The 16,768-nt window shown below is 67.3% G+C and carries 13 protein-coding genes; 6 read left to right on the top strand and 7 right to left on the bottom strand.

Going from position 1 to position 16,768, the window contains the following annotated elements:
* Nucleotides 1-281 precede the first annotated feature (281 nt).
* The 3 genes from ACW2Q0_RS20115 to hemE form a co-directional block, all read right to left on the bottom strand.
* The gene (locus ACW2Q0_RS20115) at nucleotides 282-1,643 is read right to left on the bottom strand and encodes a protoporphyrinogen oxidase (protein ID WP_457192360.1); all 1,362 of its coding nucleotides are present in this window, start codon (nucleotides 1,641-1,643) and stop codon (nucleotides 282-284) included.
* A 420-nt stretch (nucleotides 1,644-2,063) separates the two neighbouring features.
* The gene (locus tag ACW2Q0_RS20110) at nucleotides 2,064-2,582 is read right to left on the bottom strand and encodes a uridine kinase family protein (RefSeq protein ID WP_457192328.1); all 519 of its coding nucleotides are present in this window, start codon (nucleotides 2,580-2,582) and stop codon (nucleotides 2,064-2,066) included.
* 71 nt (nucleotides 2,583-2,653) lie between these two features.
* Complete coding sequence (gene hemE, locus ACW2Q0_RS20105) at nucleotides 2,654-3,709, bottom strand: uroporphyrinogen decarboxylase (protein WP_457192326.1); 1,056 nt, start codon at nucleotides 3,707-3,709, stop codon at nucleotides 2,654-2,656.
* Between the two features lie 171 nt (nucleotides 3,710-3,880).
* On the opposite strand from hemE, the gene ACW2Q0_RS20100 reads away from it, so the two are divergent.
* Nucleotides 3,881-4,432 carry a DUF3000 domain-containing protein gene (locus ACW2Q0_RS20100; protein WP_457192324.1) on the top strand — a complete coding sequence of 184 codons (552 nt, stop codon included), beginning with the start codon at nucleotides 3,881-3,883 and terminating at the stop codon, nucleotides 4,430-4,432.
* Nucleotides 4,433-4,454: 22 nt separating this feature from the next.
* Complete coding sequence (locus ACW2Q0_RS20095; RefSeq protein ID WP_457192322.1) at nucleotides 4,455-5,726, top strand: HRDC domain-containing protein; 1,272 nt, start codon at nucleotides 4,455-4,457, stop codon at nucleotides 5,724-5,726.
* A 405-nt stretch (nucleotides 5,727-6,131) separates the two neighbouring features.
* Here the strand turns inward: ACW2Q0_RS20095 and dxs are convergent, their stop codons facing one another.
* Complete coding sequence (gene dxs / locus ACW2Q0_RS20090; protein ID WP_457192320.1) at nucleotides 6,132-8,030, bottom strand: 1-deoxy-D-xylulose-5-phosphate synthase; 1,899 nt, start codon at nucleotides 8,028-8,030, stop codon at nucleotides 6,132-6,134.
* A gap of 220 nt (nucleotides 8,031-8,250) precedes the next feature.
* Here dxs and glsA point away from each other — a divergent pair, with 220 nt between their 5' ends.
* Both glsA and ACW2Q0_RS20080 read left to right on the top strand, forming a co-directional pair.
* A complete protein-coding gene (gene glsA, locus ACW2Q0_RS20085) occupies nucleotides 8,251-10,098 on the top strand; it encodes a glutaminase A (RefSeq protein ID WP_457192358.1) in 1,848 nt (615 codons plus the stop codon).
* Nucleotides 10,099-10,176: 78 nt separating this feature from the next.
* Nucleotides 10,177-10,875 (top strand): SIMPL domain-containing protein, encoded by a 699-nt coding sequence (locus tag ACW2Q0_RS20080; protein WP_457192318.1) that lies wholly within the window; start codon nucleotides 10,177-10,179, stop codon nucleotides 10,873-10,875.
* Between the two features lie 165 nt (nucleotides 10,876-11,040).
* On the opposite strand, the gene ACW2Q0_RS20075 is transcribed toward ACW2Q0_RS20080, so the two are convergent.
* Both ACW2Q0_RS20075 and ACW2Q0_RS20070 read right to left on the bottom strand, forming a co-directional pair.
* Nucleotides 11,041-12,525, bottom strand: coding sequence for a class I SAM-dependent RNA methyltransferase (locus tag ACW2Q0_RS20075; protein WP_457192316.1), 1,485 nt, complete (start codon nucleotides 12,523-12,525; stop codon nucleotides 11,041-11,043).
* Nucleotides 12,522-14,510: an APC family permease gene (locus ACW2Q0_RS20070; protein ID WP_457192314.1), complete on the bottom strand. Its 1,989-nt coding sequence runs from the start codon at nucleotides 14,508-14,510 to the stop codon at nucleotides 12,522-12,524. Before ACW2Q0_RS20070 ends, ACW2Q0_RS20075 begins: the two co-directional genes overlap by 4 nt.
* Nucleotides 14,511-14,754: 244 nt before the next feature.
* On the opposite strand from ACW2Q0_RS20070, the gene ACW2Q0_RS20065 reads away from it, so the two are divergent.
* Together ACW2Q0_RS20065 and ACW2Q0_RS20060 are read left to right on the top strand one after the other, a co-directional pair.
* Nucleotides 14,755-15,420, top strand: coding sequence for a potassium channel family protein (locus ACW2Q0_RS20065; RefSeq protein ID WP_457192312.1), 666 nt, complete (start codon nucleotides 14,755-14,757; stop codon nucleotides 15,418-15,420).
* A gap of 1 nt (nucleotide 15,421) precedes the next feature.
* The gene (locus ACW2Q0_RS20060) at nucleotides 15,422-16,093 is read left to right on the top strand and encodes a potassium channel family protein (protein WP_457192310.1); all 672 of its coding nucleotides are present in this window, start codon (nucleotides 15,422-15,424) and stop codon (nucleotides 16,091-16,093) included.
* Between the two features lie 39 nt (nucleotides 16,094-16,132).
* On the opposite strand, the gene ACW2Q0_RS20055 is transcribed toward ACW2Q0_RS20060, so the two are convergent.
* The gene (locus ACW2Q0_RS20055) at nucleotides 16,133-16,765 is read right to left on the bottom strand and encodes a sigma-70 family RNA polymerase sigma factor (RefSeq protein ID WP_457192308.1); all 633 of its coding nucleotides are present in this window, start codon (nucleotides 16,763-16,765) and stop codon (nucleotides 16,133-16,135) included.
* Nucleotides 16,766-16,768: the final 3 nt, after the last annotated feature.

The following is a 16,768-nucleotide window of genomic DNA, read 5'->3' as shown; positions in this document are numbered from 1 at the left end:
CTGCATGAGCCCGACGCTACCGGCGAGCAACCAACCCCACATCCCCCGTCGGTGGTGTCCTTAATTACGTCGTACCGTGCGGTTTTTGGTGCAGCGACAATGCCGCGATGCCGGTCCGGTAACCCTTCGATGGGATGCATGTCACATGTCTGGCATCCCGAATGGGCGCGTGTGCCGACCCCAATCGCCACGGGACTCGCGGCCCAGGTCGCTCGATCGACACGCTGGCAGCCGCGTATCGCTTCCCGCGTGGCAGCAGCTCGCGGTCGCGCCGGACTCGATCAGGATGCGGCGGTGCGGGTCAGGGTCGCGGCTATGCGGTGGGCGGCGGCGGTGCCGGAGGCCACGCAGGCGGGGACGCCGACACCGTGGAGGTATGCACCTGCTATTGCGAGGCCGTCGTAATCGGCTGTGGTGGATTCGATTTCGGCTATGCGGTCGAGGTGGCCGGGGGCGTATTGGGCGAGGCCGCCCGGCCAGCGCTGCACCACGGCCGAGACCGGTTCGATGGAGGCGCCGGTGACGGTGGCGAGATCTTCGGTGGCGGCGGTGATCAGGTCCGCGTCGGACCAGGTCTGGGTGGAGTCGTCGCCGAATTTTCCGAATGAGGCTCGGACAGTGGCGGTTTCACGTTCGGCGAGGTGGGTCCACTTGCGGCTCGACAAGGTGAAGGCTTTGGCGCGCAAGGGTTCTCCGGTGGCGACCAGGATGCCGGAGTTCTGCGGCAGTGCGGTGTCACGCGGGAGGGCAAGGGCCACAACGACGGACGAGGACAGTTCGATGCCCGCGGCGGCCGATGCGGCGGCGGGCGCGAAGGGACGCAGCAGGTTCGCGGTCACCGGGGCGGGGGTCGCGAGCACCACCGCGTCCACCGCGCCGACCGGTTCGAGCACCCAACTGTTGGTCGCACGCACCAGGTGGGTGGCCGTGGTCGCGGTGACGAATTCTGCCTCGGATTTCGCGGCCAATGTGTCCAAGAGGACCCGGTAGCCCTCGCGCAGACCGCCGAAGACCGGCGCGCTCGAGGGCGGGGGCATGGCGGCGGCCACCGCCTGGGTGAGGCTCGAAGCACCGCTGTCGAGTGCGGCGGCCAGGGTCGGCAGCGCGGCGCGCACCCCGATCGAGCGTGAACTTCCCGCATAGACGCCACCGAGCAGCGGATCGACGCTGCGCTCGGCGACCTGCGCACCGAACCGGTCGGCGACCAGGCTGTAGACATCGATATCGGCATCTGGATACCAGGCCAGCGGACGACGTGGCTCGGCATTGATCCGCTCGAGCGTCTCGGCATCGACCAACCCGCGCATCGAGTCGGCATCCGACGGAATGCCCATCAATGTGCGTTCGGGCAGCGGATGCGCGCTCCCCTGCGCCCAGACCAGCGGCCGCAACCCCGCCGGCACCACCAACTGCGACTCCAATCCGAGCTCACGCAGCAACGCCGGCACCTCCGGCCGCCGCCCGACGAAGGCTTCCGCTCCGAGATCCAAAGGCTCCCCGGCCAGTTCGCCGGTATACAGAATCCCGCCCAGCCGCGCGCCCCGGTGGATGACCACGATCTCGGCCTTCGCCCCCAACAGCCCCCGTAACCGGTACGCCGCGACCAGCCCGCTGATCCCGCCACCGACCACCGCGATTCTCATGTCGCGACGGTAGCCCGCCGACGGATCCGCGCCGACCACACCCCCGCTATTCGTGACCGAGCCCACGATCGACACCAGATCGGCCGCCGCCGACCGTGCTCGGATCTCTGGTTCGAGCACTGACCGATCGTCGAGCGCGACAGATCGAGCGAGATCTCCTGCCGCGTAGGCCTTTGGTGTGCTCGCGCGGTCCTCCGGCCGCAGTGGGTGGCCGAGCTGCGATTGGCCGATAATGGATCGCTCGGCACATCTGGGCGGGGTCCTCGGCGGCAACGGGTGCGGCTGATGCTGTGCCTGCGATCTTCACTTCGACCACTCGAAGCGTCGCGAGAATCCAGCCGACAAGACCGCCGAATCGGGCGTGGCCTTCCCGGGATCTGCGCCGCGCCGGGCGGCGGCCCCGTCAGTCATCGCCGTCGGTCACGCGTCACCGGGAATGATCAGGTCCACATGGTCGCGGGTGCGGTCGGTGGCGAAGTGCTCATCTTCAGCGGCCATCCATCGCTCCCACAGGGGCCGGGTGTGGGCACCGTCGCGTTCGAGACCGCGCGCCAGACACACCGCGCGCGGGGTGTCGATCCAGACCGCTAGTGATAGACGTTCGCGCACGGCGGCCCGCGCCGAGGAAACACCTTCGAGAATGAGCACACCCCTGGGCGCGACATCGTGCCATTCGGCCAAAGCCCGCTCGTCCCAGTCATATCGCTGATAGCGACCGGTACGGCCCACGGCGATCGGCTCGAGCACCTGTTCCTCGAGCCGTGCCCACCACGGGAGTTCGTTGTTTCCGTGCGCGAAGTCGTCGGTGTGCACCACCTGCGCATCGCACAGCGCCGCCAAAGCCGCTGCGAATGTCGACTTTCCGGCCCCGCCCGGTCCGTCCACCGCCACCAGGCGAGCCGAACCGAGTCGCGGTGTGCTGGTAGCGACCAGTCCCACGATCGCCTCGATCGCCGGACTCCTATCCAGCGACACAGGTCGACCGCGGCGCGGCACCCACGACTACTCGATCACAGTTCGTGGACGAGTTGTACCAGCGCGGTCAGCACGCCCGGATCGGTATCGGGCAGCACACCGTGTCCGAGGTTGAAGATATGACCGGCCGCGCCCATGGTGATCGCCTCATCGGCCTCGTGTGCGATGCGCCGCGCCTCGGCTTCGATGGCGGCGGATCCGGCGAACAGCACGGCGGGATCCAGATTGCCCTGCAATGCTTTTCCGGGGCCGACCCGCCGCACCGCCTCGGTCAGCGGTACCCGCCAATCGACGCCGACGACATCGGCGCCCGCCTCGCCCATCGCGCCGAGCAATTCACCGGTCCCGACCCCGAAGTGGATCCGCGGCACCCCGGCCTCGGCGATCTCGGCGAATACCCGCTCCGAGTGCGGTAGCACGAATTCGCGATAGTCGGCCAGCGAGAGTGCACCGGCCCAGGAATCGAACAACTGCACCGCGTCCACACCGGCGGCCAACTGCGCCTGCAGGAATGCGATAGTGATGTCGCTCAGGACGCCGAGCAGCTCGTGCCAGGTCGTCGGGTCGGCGTGCATCATCGCCTTGGTGCGCTCGTGGTTCTTACTCGGCCCGCCCTCGACCAGGTATGACGCGAGCGTGAACGGAGCACCGGCGAATCCGATCAGCGGGGTGTTGCCGAGCGCGTCGGTCAGCAACTTCACCCCGTCGGTCACCGCGCCGACCTCTTCGGGTCGTAGCCGCGGCAGCGCGCGCACATCCGCGATGGTGCGTACCGGCGACGCGATCACCGGACCGACACCGGCGACGATATCGAGATCGATTCCGGCGGCCTTCAGCGGAACGACGATGTCGGAGAACAAGATCGCCGCATCGACTCCGTGGCGCCGGATCGGTTGCATGGTGATCTCACATACCAGCTCCGGATCGAAGCACGATTCCAACATACCGATGCCCTTGCGCAGCTCGCGATACTCGGGCAGCGACCGCCCTGCCTGCCGCATGAACCACACCGGACGACGGCTCGGTGCGGCGCCGGTGGCGGCGGCCAGAAACGGGGCATCGGTCAACCGGCGACGGGTATGAGTGCTCATCACTGCCTATCGTATGCGGCCCACAATGCCCGCTAGCGGCGCGCCTCCGACTGCGCCGGGCACGCAAGGTCTACCGTCGACTCCGTGACACCGCTCGACTTCCGCGACGGAGCCGCACCGACCGAAGGACCCCACGGCGAGCCAGCTCAATTTCGCGCCGCGGTCGATGCGATGGGTACCGCGACCGTGCACCCTCGAATCGAGCTGGCGCCGATCCGACCCCCACAACGCCTGGCACCCTTTTCGTACGCACTGGGCGCGGAAGTCAAACACCCCGAAACAAACGTGGTACCGGTCGATTCCGAGGGCGACGCCTTCGGCAGGCTGATCCTGCTGCACGATCCCGATGGCGCCGAGGCCTGGCACGGTATCTTCCGGTTGGTCGCCTACATCCAGGCCGATATCGATGCCGCACTGGCCACCGACCCGCTGCTGCCGGAGGTCGCCTGGAGCTGGCTGGTCGACGCGCTCGAATCCCGCGGCGAACCGTTCACCGCACTCGGTGGCACCGTCACCGCCACCAGTTCGGTGCGCTACGGCGATATCGCCGGACCACCGCGCGCCCACCAATTGGAGCTGCGCGCCTCTTGGACCGCGATGTCCACCGAGATGCGCCCGCACGTGGAAGGCTTCTGCGAAGTGCTGGCCTATGCGGCCGGTTTGCCACCCGCCGGAATCTCCCATCTGCGACCGGAGTCGTATACCAGCAACGACCACACCTGATCGCCACGTAAAGTTCAGGTTTATGTCGGTAGCAGACGAGTCCGAGCAAAGCAACACGCCACCAGAAAGCACAGCGGAGCCGCTGCTCGTGCCTGCCGACGGCGTGCCGCCCGTGCTCGTCACCGCCGGTGAGGTCGCCGATGCCGCCGCTCGACTCGCGGCAGGTACCGGTCCGCTGGCTGTCGATGCCGAACGCGCCTCCGGGTTCCGGTATTCGGCACGCGCATATCTGATCCAGTTGCGGCGCGCGGGTTCAGGCACCTTCCTGATCGATCCGATTCCGGTCGCCGGTGCGCTCGAACCGCTGGCCGCCGCGATCAACGACCTGGAGTGGGTGCTGCATTCGGCGGATCAGGATCTGCCCGGACTCGCCGAACTCGGTCTGCGTCCCGCGCGACTGTTCGACACCGAATTGGGTGGCCGACTGGCCGGTTTCGAGCGCGTCGGACTGGCGGCCATGGTGGAGCGACTGCTCGGCCGGGCGCTGCGCAAGGGTCACGGCGCCGCCGACTGGTCGACTCGGCCGCTACCCGACGACTGGCTGAACTACGCGGCGCTCGATGTCGAATTGCTGCTCGAGCTGCGCGACGAAGTGGCCACCTCGCTCGACGCCCAGCACAAGACCGACTGGGCCGCACAGGAATTCGAGCACATCCGGATCACCGAACCCGGTACGCCGAAGGCCGACCGCTGGCGGCGCACCTCCGGCATCCACACTTTGCGCCGTACCCGTCAACTGGCCATCGTGCGCGAATTGTGGAACACCAGGGATACCCTTGCCCGCACCCGCGATGTCGCCCCCGCCCGCATTCTCCCGGATGCCGCGATCGTCGCCGCCGCGAATGCCGAACCGCGCACGATCGCCCAGCTGCGCACACTGCCGGTCTTCGGTGGACCACGCCAACGCCGCTACTCCCGCGACTGGCTCGCCGCTGTCGACCGCGGGCGCACCCTCCCCGACACCGACCTACCGCCCCTGACCCAACCGTTCGAGGGACCGCCGCCGGTGAACCGCTGGGAGCGCCGCGATCCGGCCGCCGCGGCCCGGCTGGTTCGAGCGCGCGCGGCGATGGGCGAACTGTCCACCGAGTACGCGATTCCCGTGGAGAATCTGCTGTCCCCCGACCTGGTGCGCCGCCTGTGCTGGGACGGACTTCCCGATTACGACCGCGTCGGCGAACCGGACGACCTATCCGCCGCGATCGACGGATTCCTCAAGTCGGGCGGTGCCAGGCCTTGGCAGCGCGAACTCGCCGTTCCCCGGCTCACTGCGGCCCTGGCCCCCGACGAGTAGGCCGCGCCTCAGCAATCGGACTCGGTCGAGACGGCATTGCCGAACCCGTCACCAGCCCGCGCCCGGACGGCCTGAACCCGGCGGCCGGCGCCGAACCGGCCGCACTCACCACGGCGTTGTCCTGACTTGGACGTGACCGGCGCCCCGACCCGCTTGGTCCCGCACACCGACGACCCGGTCGACCACGCCCTGACCACCTGTACGCCGATAGCGCCACCACGGTCGCGGCGGCGGGCACTTGGTCACGCTCCGAGACCTGCCGAGAACCGAGCTGCCCGGGCCTTCCACGACCATACCCGCAACTGGGCCTGCACCCGGTACTCCATGGGCGTCTGCGGCGTGAAAGTCCGTGCCGCCCATCGTCGTAACGCCGCACGCTAGTTGGGCAGCGAGCGGCGTGTTCGCTCAGCGTGCGTCGAGCCAACCCGAGATGCGCCGGGCGATATCGGGGGCGGTCAGGCCGAGTTCCTCGTGCAGCTCATTGCGCGACGCGTGGTCCAGGAAGTGCTGCGGCACACCGAGATCGCGGGTCGGCACATCCAAGCCCGCGCCGCGCAACCGAGCCGAGACGGTGGAGCCGATGCCGCCGTGCAGACCGCCATCTTCCAGAGTCACTACGAGCCGGTAGTTTTCGGCGAGTTTGACGACGGTATCGGAAACCGGCAGCACCCAGCGCGGATCGATGACGGTGACCGAAATACCTTCCGGCTCCAGCAGATCCGCGACCGCGATCGCGGTCGACGCGAAAGGCCCCACCGCGACCAGCAAAACATCACCACGCTGGGCTCGAGCGGACCCGCCCTCACGCTCGGGCAGCCGCAGCACATCGACCCCGTCGAGCCGTTCGAGGGCCGAAATATCCTCGGCCACACTGCCCTTCGGGAAGCGAATGGCGGTTGGTCCGTCGCCGACCGCGAGCGCCTCGCCCAACTCCTCACGCAAGGTCGCCGCATCGCGCGGGGCCGCGACGCGTATACCGGGAATGATGCCGAGCACCGACAGATCCCACATGCCATTGTGCGACGCGCCGTCCGGACCGGTGATTCCGGCGCGATCCAGCACCACCGTCACCGGCTGCTTCAGCAGCGCGACATCCATCAGCAACTGGTCGAAGGCACGATTGAGGAACGTCGAGTAGATGGCCACCACCGGATGCATGCCGCCGAGGGCGAGTCCGGCGGCCGAGGCCATCGCATGCTGTTCGGCGATGCCGACATCGAACATCCGCTCAGGGAAGCGTTCCCCGAATGCGGCCAGACCGGTCGGACCGGGCATGGCCGCGGTGATCGCGACGATATCGTCGCGCTTCTCCGCATGCGCGATCAGCTCCTGGGAAAACACCGAGGTCCAGCCGAGCGCCTTCGGCCCGCCGAGCGGGCGGCCGGTGAGCGGGTCGATCGGATCGCAGGCGTGCATCTGGTCCGCGACATGGTTCTCGGCGTGTGAGTAGCCGCGTCCCTTCTGCGTCACCACATGCACGACCACCGGCCCGCCGAAATCCTTCGCCCGACGCAGCGCCGCCTCCAGCGCGACGGTGTCGTGACCGTCCACCGGTCCGACGTACTTCAGCCGGAGATCACTGAACAGCTCCTGCGGGCTCACCGCATCCTTGATCCCGGCCTTCACCGCATGGACCATCGAGTACGCGGATTCCCCGACGCGCGGAATGCTCTTGAGGATCCGCTTACCGGCGTCCAGCGCGTGCTCGTAGGCGGGCTGGGTGCGCAGCGCGGTCAACCGGTCGGCGAGGCCGCCGATGGTCGGCGCGTAGGAGCGGCCGTTGTCGTTGACCACCACGACGACGGGCCGCTCGGGTGCGGCCGCGATATTGTTCAGCGCCTCCCAGCACATGCCACCGGTGAGGGCACCGTCGCCGACGACCGCGACCACATGCCGGTTCTGCCCGGTCAGCGCGAAAGCCTTCGCCAGACCGTCGGCGTAGGACAGCGAAGCCGAGGCGTGCGAAGACTCGACCCAGTCGTGGGCGCTCTCGGACCGGCTCGGGTAGCCGGACAACCCACCCTGCTTGCGCAGCGTGTCGAACTGATCCTTGCGACCGGTGAGGATCTTGTGCACATAGGCCTGATGCCCGGTGTCGAAGATCAACGGATCGGCCGGCGAGTCGAAGATCCGGTGTAGTGCGATGGTCAGCTCGACCACGCCGAGATTCGGGCCGAGGTGCCCGCCGCTGACGGCGACCTTCTGCACGAGGAACTCACGGATCTCCTCCGCCAGTTCACCCAATTCGGCAACGGTCAGCCGTCGCAGGTCTTCGGGCGTATCGACCCGGGAAAGCACTCCCACCTGAACTCGCTCCCTCCGGATAGCAAATCTGATCCGATCAGTCTACGGAGCCGCGCCAGCGGCTCCGCACGACAATGCTCCGCCACCAGCCGACTTCGCGTGGAAGTGTGAGCCTCCACACGAATCGCCCGTCCATCCGAACACATGCTCGGGCGGACGAGTTCGCCGGTCCACCCAACGTTACCCAGCTTAGAGTGGAGCAGTGGCCCTGCCCGAGCAGATGGTTCCGCAAACGGTCGACCCCGGCGTCGTGGCACGCATCGTCACCGATGTCTACGAATTGTGCCGCGCCGACGATTCCGGGGAACTCGCCGACTACATTCCGGAACTGGCTGCCGTACAACCCGATTCGTTCGGACTGTGCCTGGCCACCGTGGACGGGCGCGTCTACGGAACTGGCGACGTCACCACCGAGTTCACCATCCAGTCGATCTCCAAGCCCTTCACCTACGCACTCGCGCTGGCCGATCGGGGCACCGCGAGTGTCGCCGAACACATCGATGTCGAACCCTCCGGCGAAGCGTTCAACGAGATCAGCCTGGACCCGGTGACCGAACGCCCACGCAATCCGATGATCAATGCCGGTGCCATCACCGCGGCCGCACTCATCATCGGCCGCGACCCGACCGACCGCTTCGAACGCATCCGACGGTGTTACTCCCGCTTCGCCGGACGCGAACTCACCATGAACGCGGCGGTCTACGCATCGGAGGCACGCACCGGATTCCGCAATCGCGCCATCGGCTACCTGCTGCGCTCCTGCGGCATCATCGAATCCGATCCGGACGAGGCGGTCGACCGGTATTTCCGGCAGTGCTCGGTCGATGTCACCTGCCGCGACCTCTCGCTGATGGCCGCGACATTGGCCAATAACGGACTCAACCCGCTGACCGGCGAACGTGCCCTGCCCGCAGCCCTTACCGAACGGGTGCTCAGCGTGATGACCACCTGCGGCATGTACAACGCCGCGGGCGACTGGGTGACCACCGTCGGCCTACCCGCCAAGAGCGGTATCGGCGGCGGCATCCTGGCCGTACTACCCGGCCAGATCGGCATCGCGGTCTACTCCCCTCGGCTGGATCCGCACGGCAACAGCGTGCGCGGTGTCGCGGCCTGCCGGGCACTGTCGCAGCGCCTCGAATTGCACTTCCTGCACGTCACCCGGTCCGCGTGCACCGCGATCCGCGCCGCCTACACGGTTGCCGAGGTGCCGTCACGGCTGCGGCGCACCACCGATGAGTTGGACGTACTGGCCGAATACGGGCACCGGGCCCGCGTCTACGAGCTGCACGGCGACCTCCACTTCGCGGGTGCGGAGCGTACGGTTCGCTCGATCGAGGAGCAAGCGCGCGAGTTGGAGGCACTGGTCGTGGACCTGCGACGGGTCGGTGAGATGAGCAAGATCTCGGTGCGGATGCTCGATGCGCTGCAGACCGAACTCGCCGCGACCGGATGCCGCGTCGCCATTGTCGACCCGGACGGCAAACTGGGTCATCTGGTCTCCACCCTTGATCCGGCCGATCCGCGTGGGCGGGTATTCATCGATCGCGATACGGCGACCGAATGGTGCGAGGACATCGTCCTCGAGCACCATCGGCCCGCCGACGAACCGGCGTGCACATCCCTACCGATCGAGGACCACCCCGCGCTGGCAGCACTCGCTGCGCACGATCGCGCCCGGCTGGCCAAGGATTTCGAGGTGCGCACCATTGCGCGCGGCGAGGTCATCGCCGCGCGCGGCGCTACCCGCTCCGGGTTGTATCTGATACTCGAGGGCCGGGTCCGGATCACCTTCGAGGGCGCCGATGCCCGGATCCATAGGCTGGTATCTCTTTCGGCGGGAATGTCGTTCGGCGAGATGCCAATGCTGGTCGGGACGCCGTTCGTCAACGAGGTACATGCGGAAAGCCCGGTGCGTGTCGCGGTTCTGCGTCCGGAGCGGTTCGACATGCTGACCGAGCAAGCACCGGGACTGAAGCTCGCACTGCTCGAGCGACTCGCCGCGGGCGCCTATGCGCAGATGGATGCGGCGGTGCGCGCGATCGCCGTACGCAGCGGCGACTATTGACCGTTTCGCGTCGGCCGCGCGGGACATTTCCGAAACGTCGACCACTGCATCCGAAACCGATGAAGTCAGGAGAGCGCCGTGAACAAGAAGAAGTCCGACGACACCGAGGGTAGGGTGACCACCTTCGGATCCGGCAGCGCCCGCGCCACACCGGATCTGATGCGCGTCACCATTTCCGTCGAAACCCGGGCCGGCAAGGTCGCGCTCGCCTACAGCCAGGCCGGTGAGCGCGTCGCGGCCGTCACCGATTCGCTGCGCTCCGACGGCGTTCTCGGCGCCGATATAACCACCAGCGGATTGTCGGTCCGCACTGAAACCGTCTGGTTGGAAGGCGGTGGCTCCAAGATCACCGGCTATGTCGCGACCACCGACCTCACGGTCGTGCTGCGCGATATCGGCGAAACGGCCGAGCCGGGCCCCGCCACGATCATCGCCAACTGTGTCGACGCCGGTGGTGACGATGTCCGCCTCGACGGCCTCGCGCTCGGATTCGCCGATCAGGAGGGCCTGCTCATCCGCGCCCGCGATGCCGCATGGGACAACGCGCTCGCCAAAGCCGAACAGTATGCGGTCCGTGCGCACCGCACCCTGGGTCCGGTCCTCGAAATCACCGAGAACGCCACTTCCGCCCCGCCTGCCACGCCCCGGCTCATGGCCATGTCGGCCCCGATGAACGGATCGCACGGCGGCGCGCCCGTTCCCGTCGAACTCGGCGAATCCGAAGTCTCGGCGACCATCCGCGCGACGTGGCAACTCGACCGAGTTAATTCGGCCTGACTTTGCTCGAGTAAAGTGACGGCCTCATCGTGTCCGACCAGGAGTCCAAGTGCTGTTCGTGTTCATCGAGAAACCGGAACTGGCGGCGGACACTTCTCGACGAATGCCGGCATGGATCTCACCTGATCGTGATCCAACCTGTGCTGCGCGCCACGGCGTTGCCGGTCAACGCTCGAGCAGCGCGAGGGATTCGACGTGGTGGGTGGCGGGGAAGGCATCGAAGGCGCGCAGGTCCGCGAGGTGGTAGCCCGCCGACTGGTAGAGACCGAGGTCGCGCGCGAAAGAAGCCGGATCGCAACCGATGTGGATGATACGGGACGGGCCGCTGGTGGTCACGGCGGTGACGACGTCCTTGCCCGCGCCCGCGCGGGGTGGGTCCAGGACGACAACATCCGGGGCGGCACTGCTGGCATGTTCGGCCAACCAGTGTTCGACGCGTTGGGCGCGCAGGTCCAGCCAGGGCAGATCGCGCAACGCGGCATTGCCGTCGGCGACCGCGAAGCGCGTCGATTCCACCGCGAGCACCGAACCGGTCGGACCGACCTGTCCGGCCAGTGCGGCCGCGAAAACCCCGACGCCGCTGTACAGATCCCACGCCCGCTGCCCGAGACCGAGCCCGGCCCATCCCGCGACCAAATCCGAATAACATTGCGCCGCAGCGCGATGCGCCTGCCAGAATCCGGTCGCCGCCAGCTCCCACCGCCGTCCGGCCACATATTCGACCGTCCGACCGCTACCACCCATCACCCACTCGTCGCGAGCCGCATGCGTCGCCGCCCGCCGCGCCACAGCCCGCCGCCGAACCCCCTCGCCCCCGACCGATCCGGGCTGATCACCGCGTCGCGAGCCTGCGCGGTCATCGGCACGACGACCTTCCTCGCCGTACCCGTGTGCGCCGGTGTGCGGCCACTCGGCACCACCGGGTCCCCGCTGCGCGCCACGCCGTTTTCCTGAGTGCCGGTCGGTCTCCCGCTTGCCGCGCCGATCCCCACCCCGCGCCGAGGGGCGCTCGCTCCCACGCTCGGCACGACCCGCGATCGCCGACGGGGCCAGCTCGACGATGTGCCGCATCCCATCGCCGTCCACCGCGATCACCAGATCCGCACCGGGCGTCCACAGCCGGTCCGCGATACCGTCCATCGCGCCGGGAACCGGCTGGGGGCAGCGCAGATCGGTGATGACGTCGGTGCTGCGGTACCCGTGCACTCCCGCGCGGCCCTCGGCATCGACGGCCAGCCGTACACGGGTGCGCCAGCCGTCGGTGGCGTCGTCCGGATATCCGGCGATCGGCTCCACGGTGATATCGCGTTCGATTCCGGCGATGCGACGCAACTGCTCCGCGACCACCGCCGCCTTCAGCGCCCGCTGCGCCGCCGGGGTGGCGAAGGAGAAATCACAGCAGCCCGCGCCACCGGGACCGGAGACAGGGCAGGAGGCGGGGACGCGATCCGGGGACGGCTCCAGAATCTCGATCGCATCGGCCCGGCAGAACGACCCCCCGCGATCCTCGGTGACCCGCACCCGGACCAGCTCATCAGGCAGCCCATGTCGCACGAAGACCACCCGGCCCTCGTGCCGCGCGACACAGAATCCGCCGTGCCCGGGCGGCCCGAGCCGCACCTCGAAAGTGTTCGAGCGCCAGTCGGTCACCCTTGGTCCTCGTACCCGCGCCGCACCGCGCCCGGCGCACTCACCACACCCGCCTGCCTGGCCTTCGTCGACGAGGTCAACTGCCACGGCACACTCGTCACCATGACACCCGGCTCGAACAGCAACCTGCCCTTGAGGCGCAGGGCACTCTGGTTGTGCAGAATCTGCTCCCACCAGTGTCCGACAACGTATTCCGGAATGAACACGGTCATCACATCGCGCGGCGAGTCGCGCTGCACCCGCTTCACGTAATCCAGTACCGGCTTGGTGATTTCGCGATAGGGCGATTCGATCACCTTGAGCGGCACGGTGATATCGCTGCGCTCCCACTCCCGCACCAGAGCCCTGGTATCGGCCTCGTCGACGTTCACCGTCACCGCCACCAGGGTATCGGGGCGGGTCGCGCGCGCGTATGCCAGCGCCCGGCGCGTCGGCAGGTGCAGTTTGGATACCAACACGATCGAATGCGACCGACTCGGTAGCACGCCGTCCCATTCGTGCTCATCGAGTTCGCGGGAAACCGAATCATAGTGCCGCCGAATGAGTTTCATCACGACGAAGATCGACACCATGGTGCAGATCGCGATCCAGGCACCGGCGAAGAACTTGGTGATCAGCACGATGATCAGCACCGTCCCGGTGGCACTGAGCCCGATCGCGTTGATCACCCGTGAACGCTTCATCCGCGCCCGCTGCGACGGATCGGTTTCGGTGCGCAACAACCGGGTCCAGTGCCGCAGCATGCCGGTCTGGCTGAGCACGAACGAGACGAACACCCCGACGATGTAGAGCTGGATGAGCTTTGTCACCTCGGCGCCGAACACCACGACGAACGCGACGGCCGCACCCGAGAGGAACAGAATCCCGTTGCTGAACGCCAACCGGTCGCCGCGAGTATGCAGCTGCCGCGGCAGGTAACGGTCCTGCGCCAGAATCGAGCCCAGCACCGGGAAACCGTTGAACGCGGTATTCGCCGCGAGCACCAGGATCAGCGCGGTCACCGTGGTGATGAAGAAGAAGCCGATCGGAAATCCGTGGAATACGGTCTCGGCCAGCTGCGCGATCAGTGTCTTCTGGTGGTAGTCCGCAGGCGCGCCGATCAAATCGGATTCGTTGTGCGCGTACACGATTCCGATCTTCTGAGCCAGGATGATGATGCCCATCAGCAGTGCGATCGCGATACTACCGAGCATCAGCAGCGTGGTGGCGGCATTGCGCGACTTGGGTTTCCGGAATGCGGGCACACCATTGCTGATCGCCTCGACACCGGTCAATGCGGCACAGCCGGAGGAGAACGCCCGCGCGATCAGGAAGGTGAACGCGAGTCCGTATAGGTGCTCCTCCTCGGCATTGAGCTGGAAGCCCGCCGATTCGGCGCGCAGATCGTCGCCGAGTACGAAGATGCGGAACAGTCCCCACCCCAGCATCGCGAACATGCCGAAGATGAAGGCGTAGGTCGGAATCGCGAATGCGACACCGGACTCCCGGATGCCGCGCAGATTGATCGATGTCAGCACGACGATGGCGACCACCGCGAACAACACCTTGTGCGTGGCGACGAACGGTATCGCGGACCCGATATTCGACGCTGCCGAGGAGATCGAGACCGCCACCGTGAGCACATAGTCGACCAGCAGGGCACTACCGACGGTGAGCCCGGCATTCGGCCCGAGATTCGTGGTGGCAACCTCATAGTCACCACCGCCGGAGGGGTAGGCGTGCACATTCTGCCGGTAACTGGCGACCACGACCGCCATCACGAACGCGACGGCCAGACCCACCCAGGGCGCATAGACATAGGCCGAGATGCCGGCCACCGAAAGGACGAGGAAGATTTCCTCCGGGGCGTATGCCACCGAGGACATCGCATCGGAGGCGAACACCGGGAGAGCGATTCGCTTCGGCAGCAGGGTATGGCCCAGCGCATCGCTGCGGAAAGGCCTGCCCAGCAGCACACGTTTGGCTGCCGTCGTCAACTTGGACACTGGAGCGAGCATAGATCCCCGCAGGATGGAGCGCTCCTTCGGCCGGTTCGCATCGTATGTTTGGTCTACCGGCGGAAGGGGAAGTTGGGCCATGGAAACATCTGGCGGGTACGGTTCGGATGCCGGAGATAGCAAACCGTACGCCCCGCGGCGTGAGCTCACGGCCCCGAGGAGGAAGCTTGCGTAACCCCGCAGGGTTCGCGAGCGCCGCCAATTGAACACAGTTTCCAGGAACGAGGTTGCGGTGTACGTAGTGATCATGGGTTGCGGACGGGTCGGCTCGTCGCTAGCACGCGCCCTGGTCCGGGTCGGCCATGAGGTCACCGTGATCGACCGGGATCACAGCGCGTTCCTGCGCCTCGGCGAGGATTTTCCCGGTGAGCGGGTGGTCGGCGTCGGTTTCGACCGGGATGTGCTGACCCGCGCGGGAATCGAGCGGGCCGACGCCTTCGCCGCGGTCTCCTCCGGTGACAACTCCAACATCATCTCCGCGCGGGTGGCCCGGGAGATGTTCGGTGTGCAGCGCGTGGTCGCGCGCATCTACGACGCCAAACGGGCCGCGGTCTACGAGCGCCTCGGCATTCCGACCATCGCCACCGTGCCGTGGACCACCGACCGCTTCCTGACCACGCTGATCGGGGACGGCGGCACCACCACGTGGCGCGATCCGACGGGCACGGTCGCGGTAGCCCAGTTGATATTGCACGAGGAGTGGTACGGGCGCACCGTGCGCGATCTGGAGCGCACTGTGGGCGCCAGGGTCGCATTCATCATCCGGTTCGGTCAGGGCTTGCTCCCCGAGAGCAAGACTGTGGTCCAAGCCGACGACATCGTCTATGTCGCAGCCACCTCCGGCTCCGTCGGCGAGGCCGTCGCCTTGGCCGGTAAGCCCCCAGCAAGCGAGGACTGACATGAAAGTGGCGATCGCCGGAGCCGGCGCCGTCGGCCGATCGATAGCCAGGGAGCTATTGCGTAGCGGCCATCGGGTGATGTTGCTCGAGCGCCAACTCGATCACATCGACCCCGCCGCCATCCCGGATGCCGTCTGGGTCCATGCGGACGCCTGCGAACTGGCGCTGCTGGAGGATGCGGGTCTGCAAACCTATGAGGTCGTCATCGCCGCCACCGGCGACGATAAGGCGAATCTGGTGCACAGCCTGCTCGCCAAGACCGAATTCGGCGTGCGCCGGGTGGTGGCGCGGGTCAACGACCCGCGCAATGAATGGCTCTTCGACGCGTCGTGGGGCGTGGATGTCGCGGTGTCGACGCCGCGGCTACTCGCCTCGCTGGTGGAAGAGGCGGTCTCGGTCGGCGATCTGGTCCGGTTGATGACGCTGCGGCAGGGACAGGCCAATCTGGTCGAGATCACCCTGCCCAGCGATACCGCGTTGGCGGGCAAGGCGGTCCGCACGCTCAGCCTGCCGCGCGACGCCGCCTTGGTGACGATCCTGCGCGGCGGCCGGGTGATCGTGCCACAGCCCGACGATCCCTTCGAGGGCGAGGACGAGCTGTTGTTCGTGACCTCCGTGGAGGCCGAAGAGGACCTGCGGGTGGCGCTGGCCACGCACGGCATCAAGCCCTGACTCCCCGACGGGGCTGATGCGGATCAGCGCCGGTCGACCTCAGGATGCGGCCGCGAGCTCCGCGCGCAGCTTGTTCAGCGCGCGATGCTGCATCACCCGAACGACGCCGGGACTGGTGCCGATGGCCTCGGCGGTCTGCGCCGCGGTCCAGCCGAGCACGATCCGCATCACGAGTACCTCGCGGTGGGCGGGTGCCAGGATCTTCATCAATTCCCGGGTGGCTTCGCGACGTTCCGCCGCGATCGCCCACTCCTCTGGACCGGCGGCGGTCGAGGCCGTATCGGGCACCTCATCGACCGGGTACATCGGGTGCAGCTGCGAACGGCGGAACGCGTCGGCCACCTTATTGGCCGCGATACCGTAGACGAAGGCCAGAAACGACTTGCCCTGATCGCGGTAGCGCGGAATGGCGTTGACGGTGGCCAGCAGGATCTCCTGCACCACATCGTCGGCCGTCACATGCAGATGTGCGGTATTGCCAAGGCGCGCACCGCAATACCGGCGCACGAGCGGGTGGACCAGCCGGATGATCTCGGTGACCGCCGCACGGTCGCCTCCGGCTGCCGGACCGATCAGCGTATCCAGTTCGGCCGATACCCGACGGCTCTCCGACAGGGCCGGGTTGTGGGCTTGTTTCTTCGACAGTGCCGCAATGTTGTGCTCGGTAGCCAACTT

The organism is Nocardia citri (assembly GCF_054065835.1).
The sequence above is the reverse complement of the archived record's forward strand: the minus strand, read 5'-3'. Positions and strand labels throughout refer to the sequence as shown.